The organism is Nocardia sp. NPDC051911 (assembly GCF_040681035.1).
GTDB classification, from domain to species: Bacteria; Actinomycetota; Actinomycetes; order Mycobacteriales; family Mycobacteriaceae; genus Nocardia; species Nocardia sichangensis.
Map to the genome: position 1 here is coordinate 81812 of NZ_JBFAXY010000013.1, position 17637 is coordinate 99448.

Below are 17637 nucleotides of genomic sequence, written 5' to 3' on the forward strand. Positions count from 1 at the left end.
ATGGCCATCGAGCTGCCCGGCGCGCTGAAGTACCTCGAGCCGATCGTCGGCATGGAGTGGCCCGAGGGCAACGAGGACCAGATGTGGGCCTTGGGCGGGGACTGGCGGACCGCCGCGTCCGAGTTGCGCTCGGTCATCCCCGACATCGTGGCGGCCAAGAGCGCGTCGATGACCGCCTATCCCTCGGGCGACGGCTACGAGGAGATGGTCAAGGCCTTCGACAGCTTCCTGACATTCGGCGGCGGCAACCCGCAGGACGACCAGACGCTGTCGAAGCTGGCCGACTACTTCAAGGAGATCGGCGACTCCGCTTACGACGTCGGCACCGAGATCGAGTACGGCAAGCTGATGTACTGGTCGTCGCTGGCGTTGCTGGCGGGGGAGCTGGCGGCGTCGTTCGCGTCCGGCCCGTTCAAGCCCGCGGTGGACGCGGCGGCGATCGCGGCCACCCGGATCGCGGTCCGCATCATCGGTCAGCGGTTGGTGCAGGCGGTGATCCAGCGCGTGGGCCGGATCGTGGCGAACCGGTTCGTGAGCTTCCTGCTCCGGCACATCGCGATCGACACGATCCTCGGCACCATGCAGGAACTCGGCGTGCAGGCCTATCAGGTCGAGCAGGGGCACCGCAAGAACATCAACGTCGAACAGGTCGTCGTCACCGCCGTCAGCTCCGCGGCGGGCGGCGCCGCGGCGGGGCCGTTGGGCGAGAAGCTCGGCCACGCGCTGACCCGGCGGTTCGGCCCGGAGTTCAATCCGTTCCTGCACGGCATCATCACCGGGACGACGGCGGGATTGGTCGGCGCGGGAGCGGGTTTCGTCGGCGCGACCGCGACACAGTTCGGCTTCGATGTCGCGACCGACGGGTTGGACCAGGCGCTACAGAACCTGGGGAACACGCCGGTCGACTGGCGGATGTTCACCGCGGGCGCCTCCAACGGCGCGATGACCAGCGTCGCGAAGGTCGGTTCCGCGCACATGTGGAACAAGATGATGCCGACCACGATGAGTCGTCCCGACTTGGGAACCCGCCTGAACAATCTCTTCGCCGACGCGGGCGGGGCGCGGGTGGGCTACCGGCCCGATGGCGCGGGAACGACCGGCGCGGGCGACGGCAGTCTGGCTCCAGGCGCCGGGAACGCTTCCGGTGCGTCGGACACGTCCGGGGCGACGAACGGTGCGGGCGCTCCGCGCGCCGGAATGCCCGCGGCCGGCGGCAATAGTTCATCGAACTCCGGCGGCACGGATACGTCGCGCGCCACCGGTGCGTCCGGGGGAGATCGGGTTTCGAGCGCGGCCTCCGATGGCGCGAGGTCGGAGGGCAACGACGCCGGGCGGAGTGGTGAGTCCGGCACTCCGGCGCAGACCGGTGAGCAGGGCACGTCCGGCGAGCGCGCTTCGTCGGGTGAGCAGTCGTCGTCGGGTGAGCGCGCGTCGTCGGGCGAGCAGTCGTCGGCTGGTGAGCGGTCTACGTCGGGTGAGCAGTCGTCGTCTGGTGAGCGGTCCACATCGGGTGAGCAGTCGTCCGGCGAGCACTCGTCGTCGGGGGAACGGTCCACCGGTGAGCGGTCGGCGTCCGACACCGGCGCGGGGCTCGCCGACGAAGGAAGACAGGACCGCGGCGCCGGAGCCGGTCGGTCCGAAGAGCCGAATATCGCCGCGGGTCAGCATGATAGGGCTACCGAACCGGGGGCCGCCCAGCGCGGCACCGTCGACGGCGTGCAGAACACGGAGACGCGATCGGTATCGGACACGGCGCCGACGGGCGCGACGCCGGCCGTGGGCGCTCCGCTGACCGGCCACCCGGCGTCGCCACACGCCGGACCGAGTATCGCGAGCACGCCGCCGTCCACTGGTGTCGCGCCGGGCGCGACGCACGCGTCTCCTGCTTCGCCGGGATCGAGCGACGCACGGCCCGCGTCGTCCACCGATTCGCGCGCCCAGGCCGCCAACCCGGACAGCAGGGCGGCCGCCGACCGGGGCCGGGCCGGTGTGGCCGATCGCGCCGCCGGTTCCGGTCGCGACGAGGCCGGGGTGCGTGCGGGCAAGGCCGACTCCGAGGCGCCGCGAGCCGAATCCAGGCGGGAGGCGGGCGCGACCCGTCAGGTCGGGGAGACGCGCCAGGACGGCGGGGCGCGCCCGGCCGGAGAGACGCGTCAGGCGAATGCGGATCGACCGGGCGAGGCGTCGCGATCACGCGATACCTCGGAATCCGACGACGGCAGGCGCGATACCGCGGAACCGGTTGTGCTGCCGCTCGCCGGTGACGCAGGTGAGTCCAGACCGGCGCGCCGCCCCGGCGGGGATACCGATGGCCCGGCCCGCCGCCCGGGCGGGGATGCTGATGGCCCGGCCCGCCGCCGGAGTGCGGACACCGATGGCCAGGCTCGCCGGGACACCGACGAGACGACGCGGGACGATCCGGATTCCGATGCGCAACAGGATCATCCGAAGAATCGCGGGGAGTGCGCCAGGCTGTCGCTCGCGGAACTCCAGGAGGCCACCGGTAGCGATACCATCCGGCCGCCGGACGAGCCGGTCGGCGAGCGCGGCATGTCCCTGCGTGAAATCGAGGAGGCCGCGGGCGGGCGTCTCTGGGACTACCCGGATGGCGGGCCGGACGAGTCTCGTCACCAGGGCATCGCCGACGAATTGCTGCGGATGGCGGCGGGGATGGACCCGCGCGATGTCGCCGAAGGCCGTGGACCGCGCGCCCTCGTGGTGGACGAATACACCGGCCCGGTCGACGAGCACGGGGTCGGCGCGCACGCCTACACCTTGACCGTGCGCATGCATCCGGACACCGGCGAGTTCCGCCTCGAGGTGTCCGACCCGGGAGCGGAGAGCCGCAAGGGGTTCCCGCCGGACGTGCCGTCGGACCTCCGCTCGGTATCGGCGATCCTGTTCGACGGTGCGGGAAAGGTGGTGCCGCCGAGCGGCTCCGACCCGCGCGTGCGGCCGGCCGACGATCGGCCGATCTATGGTCCCGAGGGCGAGATCGCGGGTCGGCGCGATGGCGAGACGCCGAAGCAGTTCCGCGCGCGGTTGCGCGCCGAGATGGCCGACATGCACTCCAGGCGCGCCGCCGAGCAAGCGCGGCAGCTGCGTGACCTGATCGACCGAGCCGATGAGGCGGATCTGCCCGAAGGGGTGACGAAACGCTCGCTGCGGATCAAGGCGGGACAGGCCGAATGGCATGCCCGCGAGTTCCGCAAGAACGCCGACACCTGGTGGCGGGTCGCCGGTGGGCGTCCCGCAGACGATGCCCCGATACCGCCGCGTTCGCCGTCGGACCCGGTGCGTTCGCGCGATGACTCGAATGCACTTGACCCAGCACGGGTTGTGCCGGGCGACCGTGAACCGGGCGCTGCGGATGAAGCGAATCGGCCATTCGATCCGTCGTCCCCGCCGCGCGTCGGCGACGAGGTGCCGGAACCGGGTGATCGGAAGGTGGCGCCGCTGGACCGCGGCGATACGGAACCGGCGCGCTCGCGTGACGACTCGAATGCGTCCGATCCCGAACGTGTTCCGCCGGGTGACCGTGAACCGGGTGCCGCGGACCAGGCGAATCGGCCGTCTGATCCGGCGACGCCGCCGCGCCTCGGTGACGAGGTGCCGGAACCGGGCGATCGGAAGGGGGCGCCGCTGGACCGCGGCGGTGCGGAGGGCGATGGCGCGCGGCCCACACGCGACCGCACTCCGGCGCTCGACGAGTCGCCCGACTTCCTCGGTGAATCCGGCGACGCCGAGCACCGGTCGGAGCACGGCGACGACGATGTGCCCACCGGTATGTACCGCGACGCCGACGGGGTGCTGCACAAGTTCGGTGATCGGCCCGACTCCTACCGGGATCCGGACGGAACGTGGCATCACGAAGACGACGCCGCGGGCACCTACCGCGACGACAGCTTCCGGTTGCACGACGAGCTGACCAAGGAATATCTCAGCGATCCGCTGACGAGCCGCCCCTACCGGTTCATGGCCGATCCCGGCGACAAGCAGCCGTACACCGTGGTCGACGCGAAGATCGCAGCCCAGATCGCGGAAACGGTCACCGAGCGGGCGACGGTGGAGGCGCAGCGCAACAAGGCCAATGACGCGGTCAAGCGGCACATGGCGGAGTTCGAGATCAAGAAGATCAGCGATCTGGCCGAGGAGAAGCTCCCCGGGCGCGTGGAGAAACTCGAGATCGAGATTCTCGAATCCGACCTCTCCGACGAGGAGAAGCAGGCGAAGCTGGATCGCCTCGGCGAGATGGAGCGCAACGCCGCGGAGTTCAACCGGCTGGGTCCGTTGCTGGTGAAGGCGTCCAAGACGCTCGGCGAACTGGCGGGCAGGGCGTTCGGGCTCGACTCGGAAGCGCGGCCGGGGGCGATACTGCTGTCGCCGTTCGAGGGCGCGATCGATGGCGCCGATACCGTCGACATAGCGGTACTGGTTCCCGGCGCCGACGGTGGTCCGCCGAAACTGGTGGTGATCGAGGCCAAGGGTGTCCACTGGGACCTTGGCGGTTCGAAAGTAGCTGAAGCGCAACAGGGTTCGCCGGAGTATCTGCGCCGTACGGCCGCGATCGACAAGAACTTGCGGCGGATTCTGACCGAGACGCCCGAGGAGATGGCGGCGCGCGGCGTCGACCCGGACAGCGCTGCGGGGCGGGCGCTGTCGAAGGCGCGTGAGCAACTGCTGGAGGCGCACCGGAACGGGACGCTGGAGGTCGAGTACCACCTGGTGCACGCCACCAAGAATGGCGTTGTCACCTCGCGCGAGTTCAACCTTCATCGGGATGGCGCGCTGGTGCGGGTCGATGTCATCGGCGGCATCGAATCGCCCGCGCTGGCGCGAACACCGGCTCGAGCGCCGCTGGCCGACGCCTCGGTACCTGATGCCGACGCTCCGGTACGCGATACCGGCACCTCGGCGCGCGACACCGGCACTCCGGCGCGGGACGCCGACGATTCGTCGGTCCCGCCGCAGGACGGCGACAGCGACGTGGCCGCCGCCCGCGATGCGGAGCTGCTCGGCGTTCCGGGCGAGGACGAATGGTCGCACCTGAGTCCGGAGGAGGTCGGCGAGCGGCTGGAGGAGCACCTGCGCGACGCCATGCGGAACCCCGACTTCGAAGTCTTCGGGTTCGACCTCGACGGTCTGAACCCCGAGGTGGTGCGGGAATACGCCAGGGCAATGGTCGATCTGGTCGATCGGTTCCCGTCCGCCGACCTGCGCAGCATCGGTATCGGCGGGCTGCCGCCCGAGGTGATCGGCATGGCGCAGCCACGGCTGGACGCGTCCGGCCGCATGTTCACCGAATCGATCGTCCTCAGTTACGACCACGCGACCGGTGCGCAGACCTTCCGGGACCGGATGCGGATCGGTGTGGACAACGGCCGGTTCTCCGCGGAAGTTCTGGGCCGTCCGGTCCGTGCCGTCGTGGCGCACGAATACGGGCACGCGCTCGACCACGCGAGTCAGCAGAGCGCACGCCATCGCGCCGAGGAGCACCTGTACGAGCGCTATCTCGACGACGACACCCGCGACCCCGGTCTCGCTTTCGAGGATTGGCTGCACCAGCTGAGCGGCCACAGCTTCGACCTCGACGGCAACCTGCGGCCGGAAGAGGCGCTGCCCGAGGCGTTCGCCGATCACGTGCTCCGTGGCGACGACGAACCGGTCAGCGCGCCCGCCCGAGCGCTGCACGACCTGCTGACCCGGCTGGCCGCCGAGCCGCCGGAGAACAGCGACGCGCCGCTCTCGCTCGACGCCGACCACATCGACCTTCCGAACGACGGTTCGCGAGCGCGTGACCCCGACGACTCGTTCGGTCGCGACGGGGACGTCCTGTTCGAGGGCGACCTGCCGGAGGACGGGACGCCGCTGTATCGCGGTATCCCCCGGTTACTGCCCGACGGGTCGGTGAATCCGTCGTATCGCGAGGCGATTTCGGGACGCGCGGTGCCACGCGGAACCGTGGACTTGTCCGCCGAAGAGCACATCTCCCAGCGCCGCGCCGCCGAGAGCGACACCACGTCGTGGTCGCGTACGCGCAGCGCCGCCGAGGCATTCGCCGACGGCGACGGGGTGATCCTGGAATGGCGCACCGGGGCGCCGCCGGAGGGCGCGTCCTGGAAGTACAAGCCGATCTTCGATCTGCCGGACCAGTTCTCCCAGGTGCTGATCCAGGGGACGCTGCACGACGCGCGCGCGACCAGGTTCGTCGCCGCCGACGCGCATCCCGATCTCGCGGTCGGGGAGCACCCGGAGCAACCGGCGGGCGACCCGGCGCCGCCACGCACGCCGGATGACGAGCCCGCGGCGCATGCCCCCGACACCGAACTGCTCGGCGCACCGACCGATGACGAATGGTCGCGCCTGAGCCCGGCGGAGGTCGGCGAGAAACTACGCGACGACCTGCGCCGGATGACGGACAACCCGCAGTTCGAGGTGTTCGGCTTCGACCGCGACGGTCTCAACCCGGAGGCGGTGCGCGAGATCGCCCGCGCGATGGTCGACCTGCACTCGCGCTTCCCCCAGGTCGACATCCGCCGCATCGGCATCGGCGACCTACCGGACAAGGCGATCGCGGAGGCGCGTTCCGGGTACGAGGACGGGCACCACTACACCGAGTCGATCACGGTGAGCCCGAAATACGTCGCGAGCGCGCGGGACCTGCGGCAGACGATGACCGACCGGGTCGGCGACGGGTTGTACGACCGGGCGGTTCTGCGGCGGCCCGCGTATTCGATCGCCGTCCACGAGTTCGGGCACGCGCTGGAATCCGCGGGTGACAACGCCGCCAGGCGCGGAGCCGAGGACCAGCTGCTCGACCACTACATGGACAACCATCCGGACAACCGGACGATGGACGGTTTCACGGAATGGTTGCGCGACAACCTCAGCGGCTACAGCCTGACGTCCCAAGGGATCGAACCGTCGGAGGCGATGGCCGAGGCGTTGGTCCAGGTGGTCGCCCACGGTCGCGACAACGTGGCCGAGCCGGTCCGGATGCTGTACGACCGGTTGATCGATGCGGTCGAGGGCGATGCGAAGCTGCTCGGTGCGCCGTTCGACGACGAGTGGTCGCGGCTGGGTCCGGCGGAGGTCGGGGAGAAGCTGCGCGACACGATGCGGCGGATCACGGGCAATGCCGAGTTCGAGGTGACGGGCTTCGACCGGCCCGGCCTCAACGGGGAGGTGCTGCGGGAATACGCCCGGTCGATGGTCGAGATGTTCGAGCGGAACCCGCAGGCGAATCTGCGTCGATTCGTCGTCGGCGAGCTGCCGCGCGGCGTCTTCGCCGAAACCGGGCAGTTGATCGAGCACGGCACCCGGCGGGTGTACGCGGACGACCTGCTGATCAACGAGCACTATGCCGCGAGCGCGACGGAGTTCCGGAAGGCCGTCGAAGAGAGCGTCGAATCGGGATGGTTGCATTCGAGCGCCACCCGCAGGCCCGTCCATGCGCTGGCGGTCCACGAGTTCGGCCACATCCTCGACATCAGCAGCGGTGGCTACGCCCGGCGCAAGCTCGACGCCGCGTTGCTGAACCACTACATGTCCAAGCAGCTGGGCGAACCGACTACCGAGGGCTACCTGGCGTGGCTGAAGGACAACCTCAGCGGATACAGCTTCGACAAGTCCGGGCAGCTCAACCCGGCGGAGGCGCTGGCCGAGGCGTTCGCCGAAGTGCGGTCGCGCGGCCTGTTCCAGGTCAGCGAACCAACGCGGGTGGCCTACAGCCTGCTGCACGAAGCGGTCGACCGCGGTGGCCGCCGCGGGTGGCTCGGCCGGTTCATGGACGGGCTGCGGCTGGAGCGGTTCATCTCGCGCAATGAGCCGGGCGGGTTCGAACGCGACGCCGTCGAAGCGCCGCAGAACTCCGAGCGACACGCGGTTCGGGCAGAGGACCCCCGGGACGGGGATGAGCCGCGGCGCCGAACCGATGCACCGCCCGCCGACCTCACCGAACCCGTCACCACCGGTAGCGACGAGAACGGCGCGCGTGACCTGGTCCGCCCGGACGAGGCGCAACCCGCAGGCTGGCACCATCGCCCGACCGATGTGGCCGCGGCGGAAGTACGTGAAGTGCTGGTGCGCAGCGAGATCGGCAGGCAAGCGCTCACCCGGCTGCGCGACCTCGGCGCCGCCGTCCGGTTCGAGGAACCCGGCGACGGTCCCGGACAGCCGGACGGGTTCGACGGGCGGACGATGGAAGTGTTCATCGGCACCCGTGGCCGCGACCAGCTGGCTCAGGCGGCGGCGGTCGTGCGGGCGGCGGAGCTGGCCGGTGCGGTCGCCGAGGGCAGACTCGAGGTGAACCCGGCCCGGATCCGCGCGCTGGACCGCGCCGATCACGTCGCCGCGCGGGTGCGGGTGGAGGCCGAAGCGCTAGGCCGCCAAGCCGAATTCCACCGGGAGATGCGCGAGGCCGGTTACGACCCGTACGGCGGGCCGGTGCGCGATGTGATCGATGCCGCGCAGCGCAGCGCGCTGGAATCGGCCTATCTGGATGTCTTCGACCGGGCCGTCGAGCCGGATGGCCCTGTGGACGACCCGGCGCGCCGGGCGATCCGGGATGCGGAGGCGGTTCGGCTGACCGCCCGGCGTGACGCCGCGGCCGCGGCGGTCGACGCGGCGCGGGCGCTGCGTGCGGAGGCGGCTCGCGGCCTGTCGGACGACGGGCAACTGAGCACTCGCGCCGCACTGGCCGACACCATGGAGCAGTTGCACGGCCGGACGATCCGGATCGACCAGGCGAGCGCATGGCGGGACCGGTTGTCGGAACTGGAGCGGGCGTCGCTGCGGGTGATCGACCTCGAGGAGGTGCGCAACCGCGCCGACGCGGACCTGCGTCGGGTGCTGGACCTGGATGCCTGGGAACGGCAATCGGATTCGGGCGTGGACAGTGAGCGACGGCGCGCGGCGGGCGTGGCCGAGTTGCTGGTCGATCCGCGATTCGACGCACCGGAGGATCCACGCAAGGGCGTCAGCGGACGGCACGAGGCGGGCGAGGAGTGGGACGCCGCGCACCGCTCACCCGAGGGGGCGGCGGAATACGCTCCCTCCGATCTCGCGACGGCCCGCGAACTGGATCGGCTCCAGCGGGCGGAGGCGGCGGCCAGGCGCGAGCTGGCGCGCGTCGAGGCGGATTGGGATCGCGCGTTCCGGCGGCTGCAGGACGGATTCAACCTTCCCGACGACGAGATCCCGTCCACGCGGCAGGAAAAGTTCGACCTGGTCCGGGAACGGTCCGAGCGTATCGACATCTGGAACGGCACCAGCTACGTGCTGCTGCTGGCGGATCTGACCGCGCAGCACACGCGGGCGACCACGGAACATGCCCGCGTACTGGGCGAGATCACCGACATCGTGCGGCGGGACCTGTCAGACCGCGCCGCCCTGGCCGGAGAACCGCCACCCACCGACATCCGGGTGCGTTTCGACGAATCCGGTGACCTGCACGTCCTCCGAGACGCCGCCGACGCGCCCGCGCCGGCCGATCCGCCCCGGCACCGGGTGGGCGAGGGGACGCACCAGCGGACGATCACCGAGCACGCGGCCGCATTGCGGAACGAGGCACTGGTCGAACTCAGCGGCAGTCGACAGGGCAGATGGGCGGCGGCCGTGCTCGAGCGGCTCGGGGTGGACATCCGGTTCAGCGCCGAGTCCGAGGCGAGCATCCGTCGCATGGACAGTGGCCGCTACGGACTGCGGCCGGACGCGGGCTACAACCCGGTCACCAATACCGTCGTGCTGGAATCCGACGCCGGATCTCGGCGGCACGCAGCGGAATTGGTGCGCGCGGCGCGGCTGGCCGAGCAGATGAACGAGGCAGCGGGCGAACCGCTGGCGCGGCTGACCCTTTCCCGCGACGAATACGTCGACCTGATGCTGGACCGGATGGCCGAGGCGTACGCCCTGATGTACGCGGGCAACGCCGACGACACCGGCATGATCGATCCGAACCGGATCGGCGTCGACGACCTGGAACGCGCCTACGGCAAGGCCTACGACGACGCGCTGCGCTACGCCGAGAAGACGTACTGGAAGTCGGGCGTCGTCCGGTCCTTCCCGCTATACCACCGGGCCGCCTTCCGCGCCGGTGTGCGCGCCGTGCGTGAGCACCTGAACCACCTCGGGCCGCACGTCGACTGGCGCGACTACGGCGATCACTTCGGGGCGGCATGGGACCGGGCGCACGGCATCGCGCCGACCGAACGCGTCGTCGATGCCGACGCGCAGGCGCACGACAGCCGTGCCAGGGCCGGGGAGCGCGCCACGCATGTCGCGCTGGAGATCGAAAGCCTGCGCATGCTGCGCGATCTGGGCGAATACGTCCCGGTCAGCCCGGCCGAACGCGCGTACACCGAGGCCTACGACAAGGCGTACCCCAAGGCGGAGAAGGCGCATCGCCGCAACCCCGAGGCTCCGCCGCCGGAGCAGGCCGCCCACCGGGCGGGACGCGAGGCGGTACGGCGCTATCTCGACCGGGTCGGCTTGAACCGGGCCGAGATCGCCCTGGACGTCGTCCGCGCGGCGGGCAACGAGGACGAGTCGCGGTGGGGTCATCCACAGGCGCGTGAGGACGGGATCGCGCCGCGCTCCGAAGACCCCGCGACGCGCGAGATCGGGCGCGACGACGACGCCGAACTCGCCCGGCGCGTTCTGGATCAGGAATTCGACGGCGAGCCGCATCCGGAGCGGCTCACTGATCGCGTCGCGCGCTACCCGGCCGATTCCGAGCCGGGGAGGCGGCCGCGCCTGGTGGTCGTCGCCGAACCCGGACAGCACATCGACGCCCTGCGCGAACTGGCGGCGAACCACCCGGAACTCGCCGACGTGCTCTGGGACCGGTCGCACTACCTCGACTACCGCGAGGCGGTGCGCGGGGCAGGCGGCCTGCCGACCATGCGCCACATCACCGTCACGGCGGCGGAGGGGCCGTACCGTCACCCCAGCAGGACCGAAGCGCTCACGGAGATGCTGGCGCACTATCTGCGCTACCGGGCGGAGGGCCGCACGCATCTCGGATTCGAGGAGTGGCTGAGACAACTCGGACCCGACGCGTTCTACACCGCCGAAGACGCCGAGAAGGCCCGCGGTACCAGCCGCCAGGGTTTCCACGTGCCGGGCAGGCTGACCGAGGGCTTCCACGAGGCGGGGCACCGCACCGCTGCCGACGCCGATCCGCCGTTGACGCCGCCGCATCCGGCCGAGGTAGCGCACCGGTTGTACACCCGCCGGATAGCGCTGCCCAGCGACTCGGGAATACCACGCCCGTCGCATCACGAACTGGAAATCTTCCGAGTCGGGTCGACGGTGCTGAGCATCCACCTGGAACCCGATGGCAACGGTGGCTGGCGGGTGCCCGCTCCGCTGTCGAACCGATCGGAATCCGATGTCCTGTCCACGCATCTGCAGGGCCTGTCCGCGCCCGACCGGAAGAAGCTGGTCGCGCGGATCATCGAGCTGCTCGGCGACGGCTCCACCGACTTGGCGGATCGCGCCGCGCCGCGCAGCAGGTTCGGCCGCTTCATCGATCGGTTGACGCCGGGCAGGGCGAGCACGCCGGAAGGCGAACAGCCGCACCGCGTCGAGCGGTCCGGGAATGACGATCCGCACGTCGATCGGGACCGCGTGGCGGACGAGTCCCCGCGCGGTTCCCATCCGCCCGAGGACATCGCGGCGGACGTGCCCGATACGGAGGTGCTCGGCGCCGCGACCGCGGACGAGTGGTCGCAGCTGAGTCCGCACGAGGTCGGCGAGCTGTTGCGGGACCGGCTGCGCGAGGCCACGGGCAACCCAGGGTTCGAGGTGTTCGGCTTCGACCGGCCGGGCTTGAACCCCGAGGTGGTGCGCGAATACGCCAGGGCCATGGTCGAAATGCACCAGCGGTTCCCGCACGTCGACCTGCGTGGCGTCGGCATCGGCGAGTTGAAGCGGGGCGAGCTCGGGTGGGCCGACGGCCAGATCGACGACGTCACCAAAAAGGTCTTCACCAGGGCGATCGTCCTCAGTCACGAGCATGCCACGAGCGCGCGCGACTTCCGTGCGGCGGTGCACAACGCCGTAGGCAACGACCAACTGAAGCCGATGATGTTGCGGCGGCCCGTCTTCGCCGTCGCGGTGCACGAATACGGTCACGTGCTCGACCACGCCGGTGGTCTCGCCGCGCGGATGCGGGCGGAGCGCCATCTGCTCGAGCTGGCCGCCGCGGACCCCGACGGTGATTTCGGCGAGTGGCTGCGGGAACTCAGCGGGTACAGCCTCGACGAGGACGGCCTGCTCGACGATCACGAGGCGGTGGCCGAAGCTTTCGCCGAAGTCGTGCTGCGCGACCACTTCGGCGATCTCGGCCCGGCGAGCAAACCCATACGCGCGCTGCACGATCTGTTGCTGCACCACGCGGAGCAGGGCGGAATCGGCCGTGCCGTCGACGCGCCGACGAACGACCGCCTGGTTCTCGACACCCACGACGACCAGGTCCGCGCCCTGCTCCGGCAGACCGACTACGGCAAACAGATTCTGGCGAGCTTGGACAGCGGCCCGATCCGCACCGGCTACGAAGACACCGCGCCGGACGGGCGGACCGGCGAGTTCCGGCGTCGCGAACTGTCGGCGCTGGCGTTCACCGCGGGCAATTCGCACGTGCGCCAGGCGCTGGCTCTGGCGCACGAATCGCTGCACGCGCAACGTCATCTCCAGCGCACCACGGCGAACACACCCGAGCGCATCCGTGCGATGTCGCGCGATGAATTCGTCGACGCGATGGTCGACGAGGAAGCCGCCGCCAGCGGCAGGCACTTCCGGCTCGCGGCCGAACTGCGCGCGCTCGGCTACGAGATCGCCGAACATCCGCTCGAAGAGCACTACCGGGAAGCGTTCGACCGGGAGCTGTCCCGGCGGCGCTGGGACAACGCGGGAACCCGCACCGAGGCGCACGATCTCGGCGTCGCGGCGCTGCGCGAGCCGCTGCGCCGGACGGAATGGAACAACGGGCGCAACTACGCCGACTACTACGGAAGCATCTGGGACGAGGCCAATGTCGGCCGCGACGGCGCGGCGGAGGCGGGCAGGCACCATCCGTTCTCGCCGACCACCGCGGACGAACTATGGCACGGCGCGCTGACCCGCCAGGACGCCAGGCTGCGGGCGCGGGAGGCCGCCGCGGAATTCGCCCGCCGGGCGGAGGCGCTCTTCGGCACCCGCGACGTCTCCCGATCGACGGTCGATCGGGCGCTGCGGGAGGCGGAGGACGCGGCCACCCGGTCGGACCACGATGCCGAATCGCTGCGCAGGCAGCATGATCTGCGTGTGCTGAGCGACGCGGCGGATCTGCGGGACCAGGCCGGCACCCGGCTCGAAGGGCAACAGCACAGTCTCGCCGCATCGGCCGCGCGGGGCGTGCTCGGCGCGGCCATCCGCGGTGAGTCGGGCGCCCGGGTGCTCACCGATCACGTCGCTCATGTGCCGGGCGAGCCGGACCGGCTGGTGATCGCCGCGGAAGCCGGTGACCACGAGCGAGTCATGCGGGAAGCCGAGCGCGACCCGTTCGCGGCCGCGCTGCTCGGCCGCGACGATGTCGACCGCCGGTTCCTCGAAGTGGAGATCGACGACTTCGGCCGCGTGCGCGTCCGATCCGTCGACGAGCCAGGGCCGATCGCGCCGAGCGACCCGGTCGGTGCGGTCACGCCGCGCGATCTCGCCGGGACCGCGGCAGCGGAGCGGACCGCCCGTCTCCGTGCGGAACTGGCCCGGACCGAGATCGGCAGGCAGATCGATCGGGCGCTGACCGAGCACAAGGTGCGGGTCGAGTACGAATCGGGCGCGCCGGATCGCTACTACCCCGCGCAACGGCGATTGGTTCTCGATCCGGGCCTGACCGACACCCAGCAGATACTCGCCCTGGTGCGCGGCGGCACGCTCGCCGATCTGGCCCACGCGCCGGACATGCCCGACGCCGCCCGGCTCCGGACGCAGTCGTCGCGCCGCGCGTACGTCGGCGCGATGCTCGACCTGGAGACGGCCGCGCGCATCATGCAATTCGCGGCGATCGGCGAACTGCGCGCGGCGCGGCACGAGATCCCCGAGACCGAACTCGAGCGGGTGTACACCGAGGCGTACGACGCCGCGCACGCGGCCGCGCGGGCGGCGGAGCCGAACGCCTGGCCCGAGGATCTGCAGGACAAGGCCCGCGAGGCCGCGTTCGAGGCGCTGCGCCCGCTGATGGACGCCGAGACCGTCGGCCCGGACCGGACCCACGCCGATTTCTACGGCGACGCCTGGGACGCCGCGCACGGCACCCGCTCGTTCGACCAGGTCGTGGCGGATGCGCTGGCTTCCGGCGAGATCGGCGCGACGCTACTGCGCGAGGGCGATTCGGCGCACAGCGCCCGGAGCGTCGAGTTGGTCCGGTTCGCCAACGGCACCGAACTGATCCGCAAGATCGTCGTCAATCCGCGGCACGCCGTCGCCGAGGTACTCACCGGGGCGCTCGGCCGGGCCGTCGACGCCCCCGTGCCCGAGTCGGTACTGCACGAGCCCAACGTCGTCTACCAGCAGGTGATGCCAGGTGAACCGGCCGGGGACCGGCACCGCGATTTCGCCGATCCGCACGAACTCGGCTACGCCGATTCGATTCCCGGCCGCGCCCTCGGCCTGCTCGACACCGTGGTCCGGCCCCCGGACCGGGATCGTTTCGGCTGGCTCGCCGGGCCGGACCGGCAGCTCGCGGGCATCGACCACAGCCGCGCCTTCGAGAACAGCGCCGAGGCCCGCGACGCGGTGAGCCCGTTCGCCGAAGGATTCCTCGCCCGCGACGCCGACGGAAGCGTCCGCTACCGCGACAACGAGCTGACCCGCGAGGCCGTCGACATCCTCATCGAACGGGTCGCCGCGCTGCGGCCGCAGTTCGAGCGCTACGGCCGCACCGACTGGCACGACCTGGCCATGGAGCGGCTGGCGCGGGTACGCGAGCACGCGCGCGACATCGCCCCTGTGCCGCCGCCCGACGCCATCACGCCGGTCGGCGACGACCACACCGTGGTCCGCGAATACGACCGACGCAACACCTGGCTCTACCCCAACGGCAAAGGCGGCATCCACGTCAGCGTCGACACCGAGGGGGTGCTGCGCGTCCATATACAGCCCGCCACCAGAGCGGCCGACGGCGCGGGCCTTTTCCGCAGCGCGATGTCCGAATTCGGGCACCTGGTGACCGAGATCCGGGGCGAATGGCACCGGGACGGTGGTCCGGGCCACGACCCGGACCTCTACCGGACGCCCGAGGAAACGATGCGCGACTCCCTCCTCGGCGAGCTGGCGGCCGAGCACGGCTTCACCGAAATACGTGTCGAAGCAGGCGATCCCGCGCCGACAGTGCGTTTCAGCGAGCCGGAGTTCGCCGACGCGGACACGCACTCGACGCCGGACGCCACCGGATCGCGCGAGCGGGTCGACGACAACCAGCGGGAACCGGCGGCGGACGACGCGGCCGACCAGCCGGAGCGCGCCGACAGCGAAGTCCGCGCCGACGACCTGTGGCAGCTGAGCCGGGTCGACGCCGAATCGGCCCAAGTGTGGCAGGTGCTCGAACAGTCCGCCGTCGGTCGCGAGGCGGCGGAACTGCTCCGCGCGGAGGGCGCCCGAGTGCGGTTCGCCGACCTCGGCGACGAGATCGGCGCGGCCGACGTCTTCGACCGCCGCACCATGGACATCCGGATCGACACCCATGACCGCGGACAGGTGGAGCTGGCCGGCGAACTCGTGCGTGTGGCCGCGCTGACCGAGGCGATCCGGGCAGGGCAGGTGGAGGTCACGCCGTCCCGGATCCGGGGCATGTCACGGGAGGACTACGTCACGGCGCAATTGCGCGCCGATGCCGTCGCGACCGGCAGGCAGGCGGAATTCCTGCGCGAACTGGAGAACGCCGGGTATCCCGGCCGGCCCACCGCGCTGGCGCCGGTCGAGGTCGAGTACCAGCGCGCGGTACGCAGGCAGTACCTCGAGGCCTACGACGCGGCCGTGGCCCGGGCGCAAGAGGCCGACCCGGCGATGGATGCCGGCCGGTTGCGCGAACGGGGACGAGAGGCGGGCGTCGAGGCGCTGCTCGCCGGCGACCTGTTCGACCCGCCGTGGTCCGCCGAGGAGAGCGCCAGTGCCCGCAGCACGCACGGCCGGGACTGGGACGCCGCCCAGCACCACGAGCGCTCGGCCGCCGAATACCGGCCCGCGACAGCGGAGGCCGCGCGCGAGACTCAGGACCTCGTGCGCAGGCACGCGGCTCACACCAGGGAGATCGGCCGCATCGACGCGATGCGGGATGAACTGGTACGCAAACTCGACGGATTCGATCCCGAGCACAACGCGCTGGCACAGGATCGGGCGGATGTGCTCGCCCACCTGCGCGAACTCGCCCGCACGCGGCGCGAACTCGGCGACGACCAGCTGGCCGACTTCGACGCTCAGCTGCGGGTCCTCAGCGAACTCGCCGCCGATCGCGTGCGCGCGGTCGCGGCCCGGGACGACGTCGCCCTCGAACTCGCGGCGCGAGTCGGGCACGACCTGATGGATCGGCAGGTTCGCGAGGCCGGTGGCAGCTGGCTCACCGACCGGGTGGCGTGGCTGCCCGGACGGCCGCCGAAGGTGTTCGTCGCGGAGACCGGTGACCGGTTCACCCAGGTGACCGGCGACGAGGCGCCCGACACGTCACTGCGGCACACATTGGTGGTGGAGGATGTCGTCGCCGACCGGGTGTGGGTGGACGTCGACGACTCCGGCGCGGTGCGGTTGCGGCACGAGCAGACCGATCCTTCCGCGGTCCGGTCCGGGGACGACGGCCACTGGATGCGCGAGCGGACGCCGAATCCGCCCGACGATGTCGCTCGATCGGAGCGGCCCGCGGCCGAGGAGCCGGTACCGGCCGACCACCTGGCCAACCGGCTCGACCGCGTGATGCGCGAGCTGGACGGCGACAACCTGCGCGTCTACCAGAACATGCGCGGCGATCGGGTGCGCGGCGACGGCAATTCCGTCGGCCGGTGGGCCATGAGCACCGTCGACCGGCTCGGCGTCGATATCCGGTTCACGTTCGACGACCCACCGGCCGCGCGTGACGGCAGGCAGCAGCTGCGGTCCGACAGCGGCTACGTGCCGTCGGCCGACAGCATTGTGCTGCACTCGAATTCGTCGGCGCTCGAGCTCGCCGAAGCGTGGGTGCACGCCGCCGCCATGGCCGAGCAGACGCGGGTGGGCGACGGTCCGCTGGAACGGCTCACGCTGTCGCGTGACGAGTACGTCGGCACGATGCTCGACCGCCAGGCCGAGGCGCACGCCAGGGCCTTCGAGTTCGCTCGGGTCCGCGAGGAACGCGCGAAGTACCAGAGCGAGCGGGAACGGACCCCGGACGAACCGCGCACCGTCGAACACGACGACCGACTCCGCGAGACGTTCGACGAGGCGCGCAAGAAGGCACGCAAGATCGCCGCACGCGCGTATCGCGACAACTCGTCGGTCCGGCCATCGATGCTCGACGCCGCGGCCTACCGGGCGGCGGTGCGCGAGGTGCGCGCCGCGCTGGTCGAACGCGGGCCGCTGATCGACGGCGTCGACTACGCCACCCACTACGCCGCGGAATGGGACCGGGCC

1 protein-coding gene (running past one end of the window) is annotated in these 17637 nt (G+C 71.2%); it reads left to right on the top strand.

From position 1 onward, the window contains the following. Window positions 1–17637, top strand: the 5' portion of a protein-coding gene (locus tag AB0L97_RS18290) for a hypothetical protein (protein WP_364430815.1). It continues 14598 nt past the right edge of the window; 17637 of the gene's 32235 nt are visible here — the first part of the coding sequence; it begins with the start codon at window positions 1–3; the stop codon falls past the right edge of the window.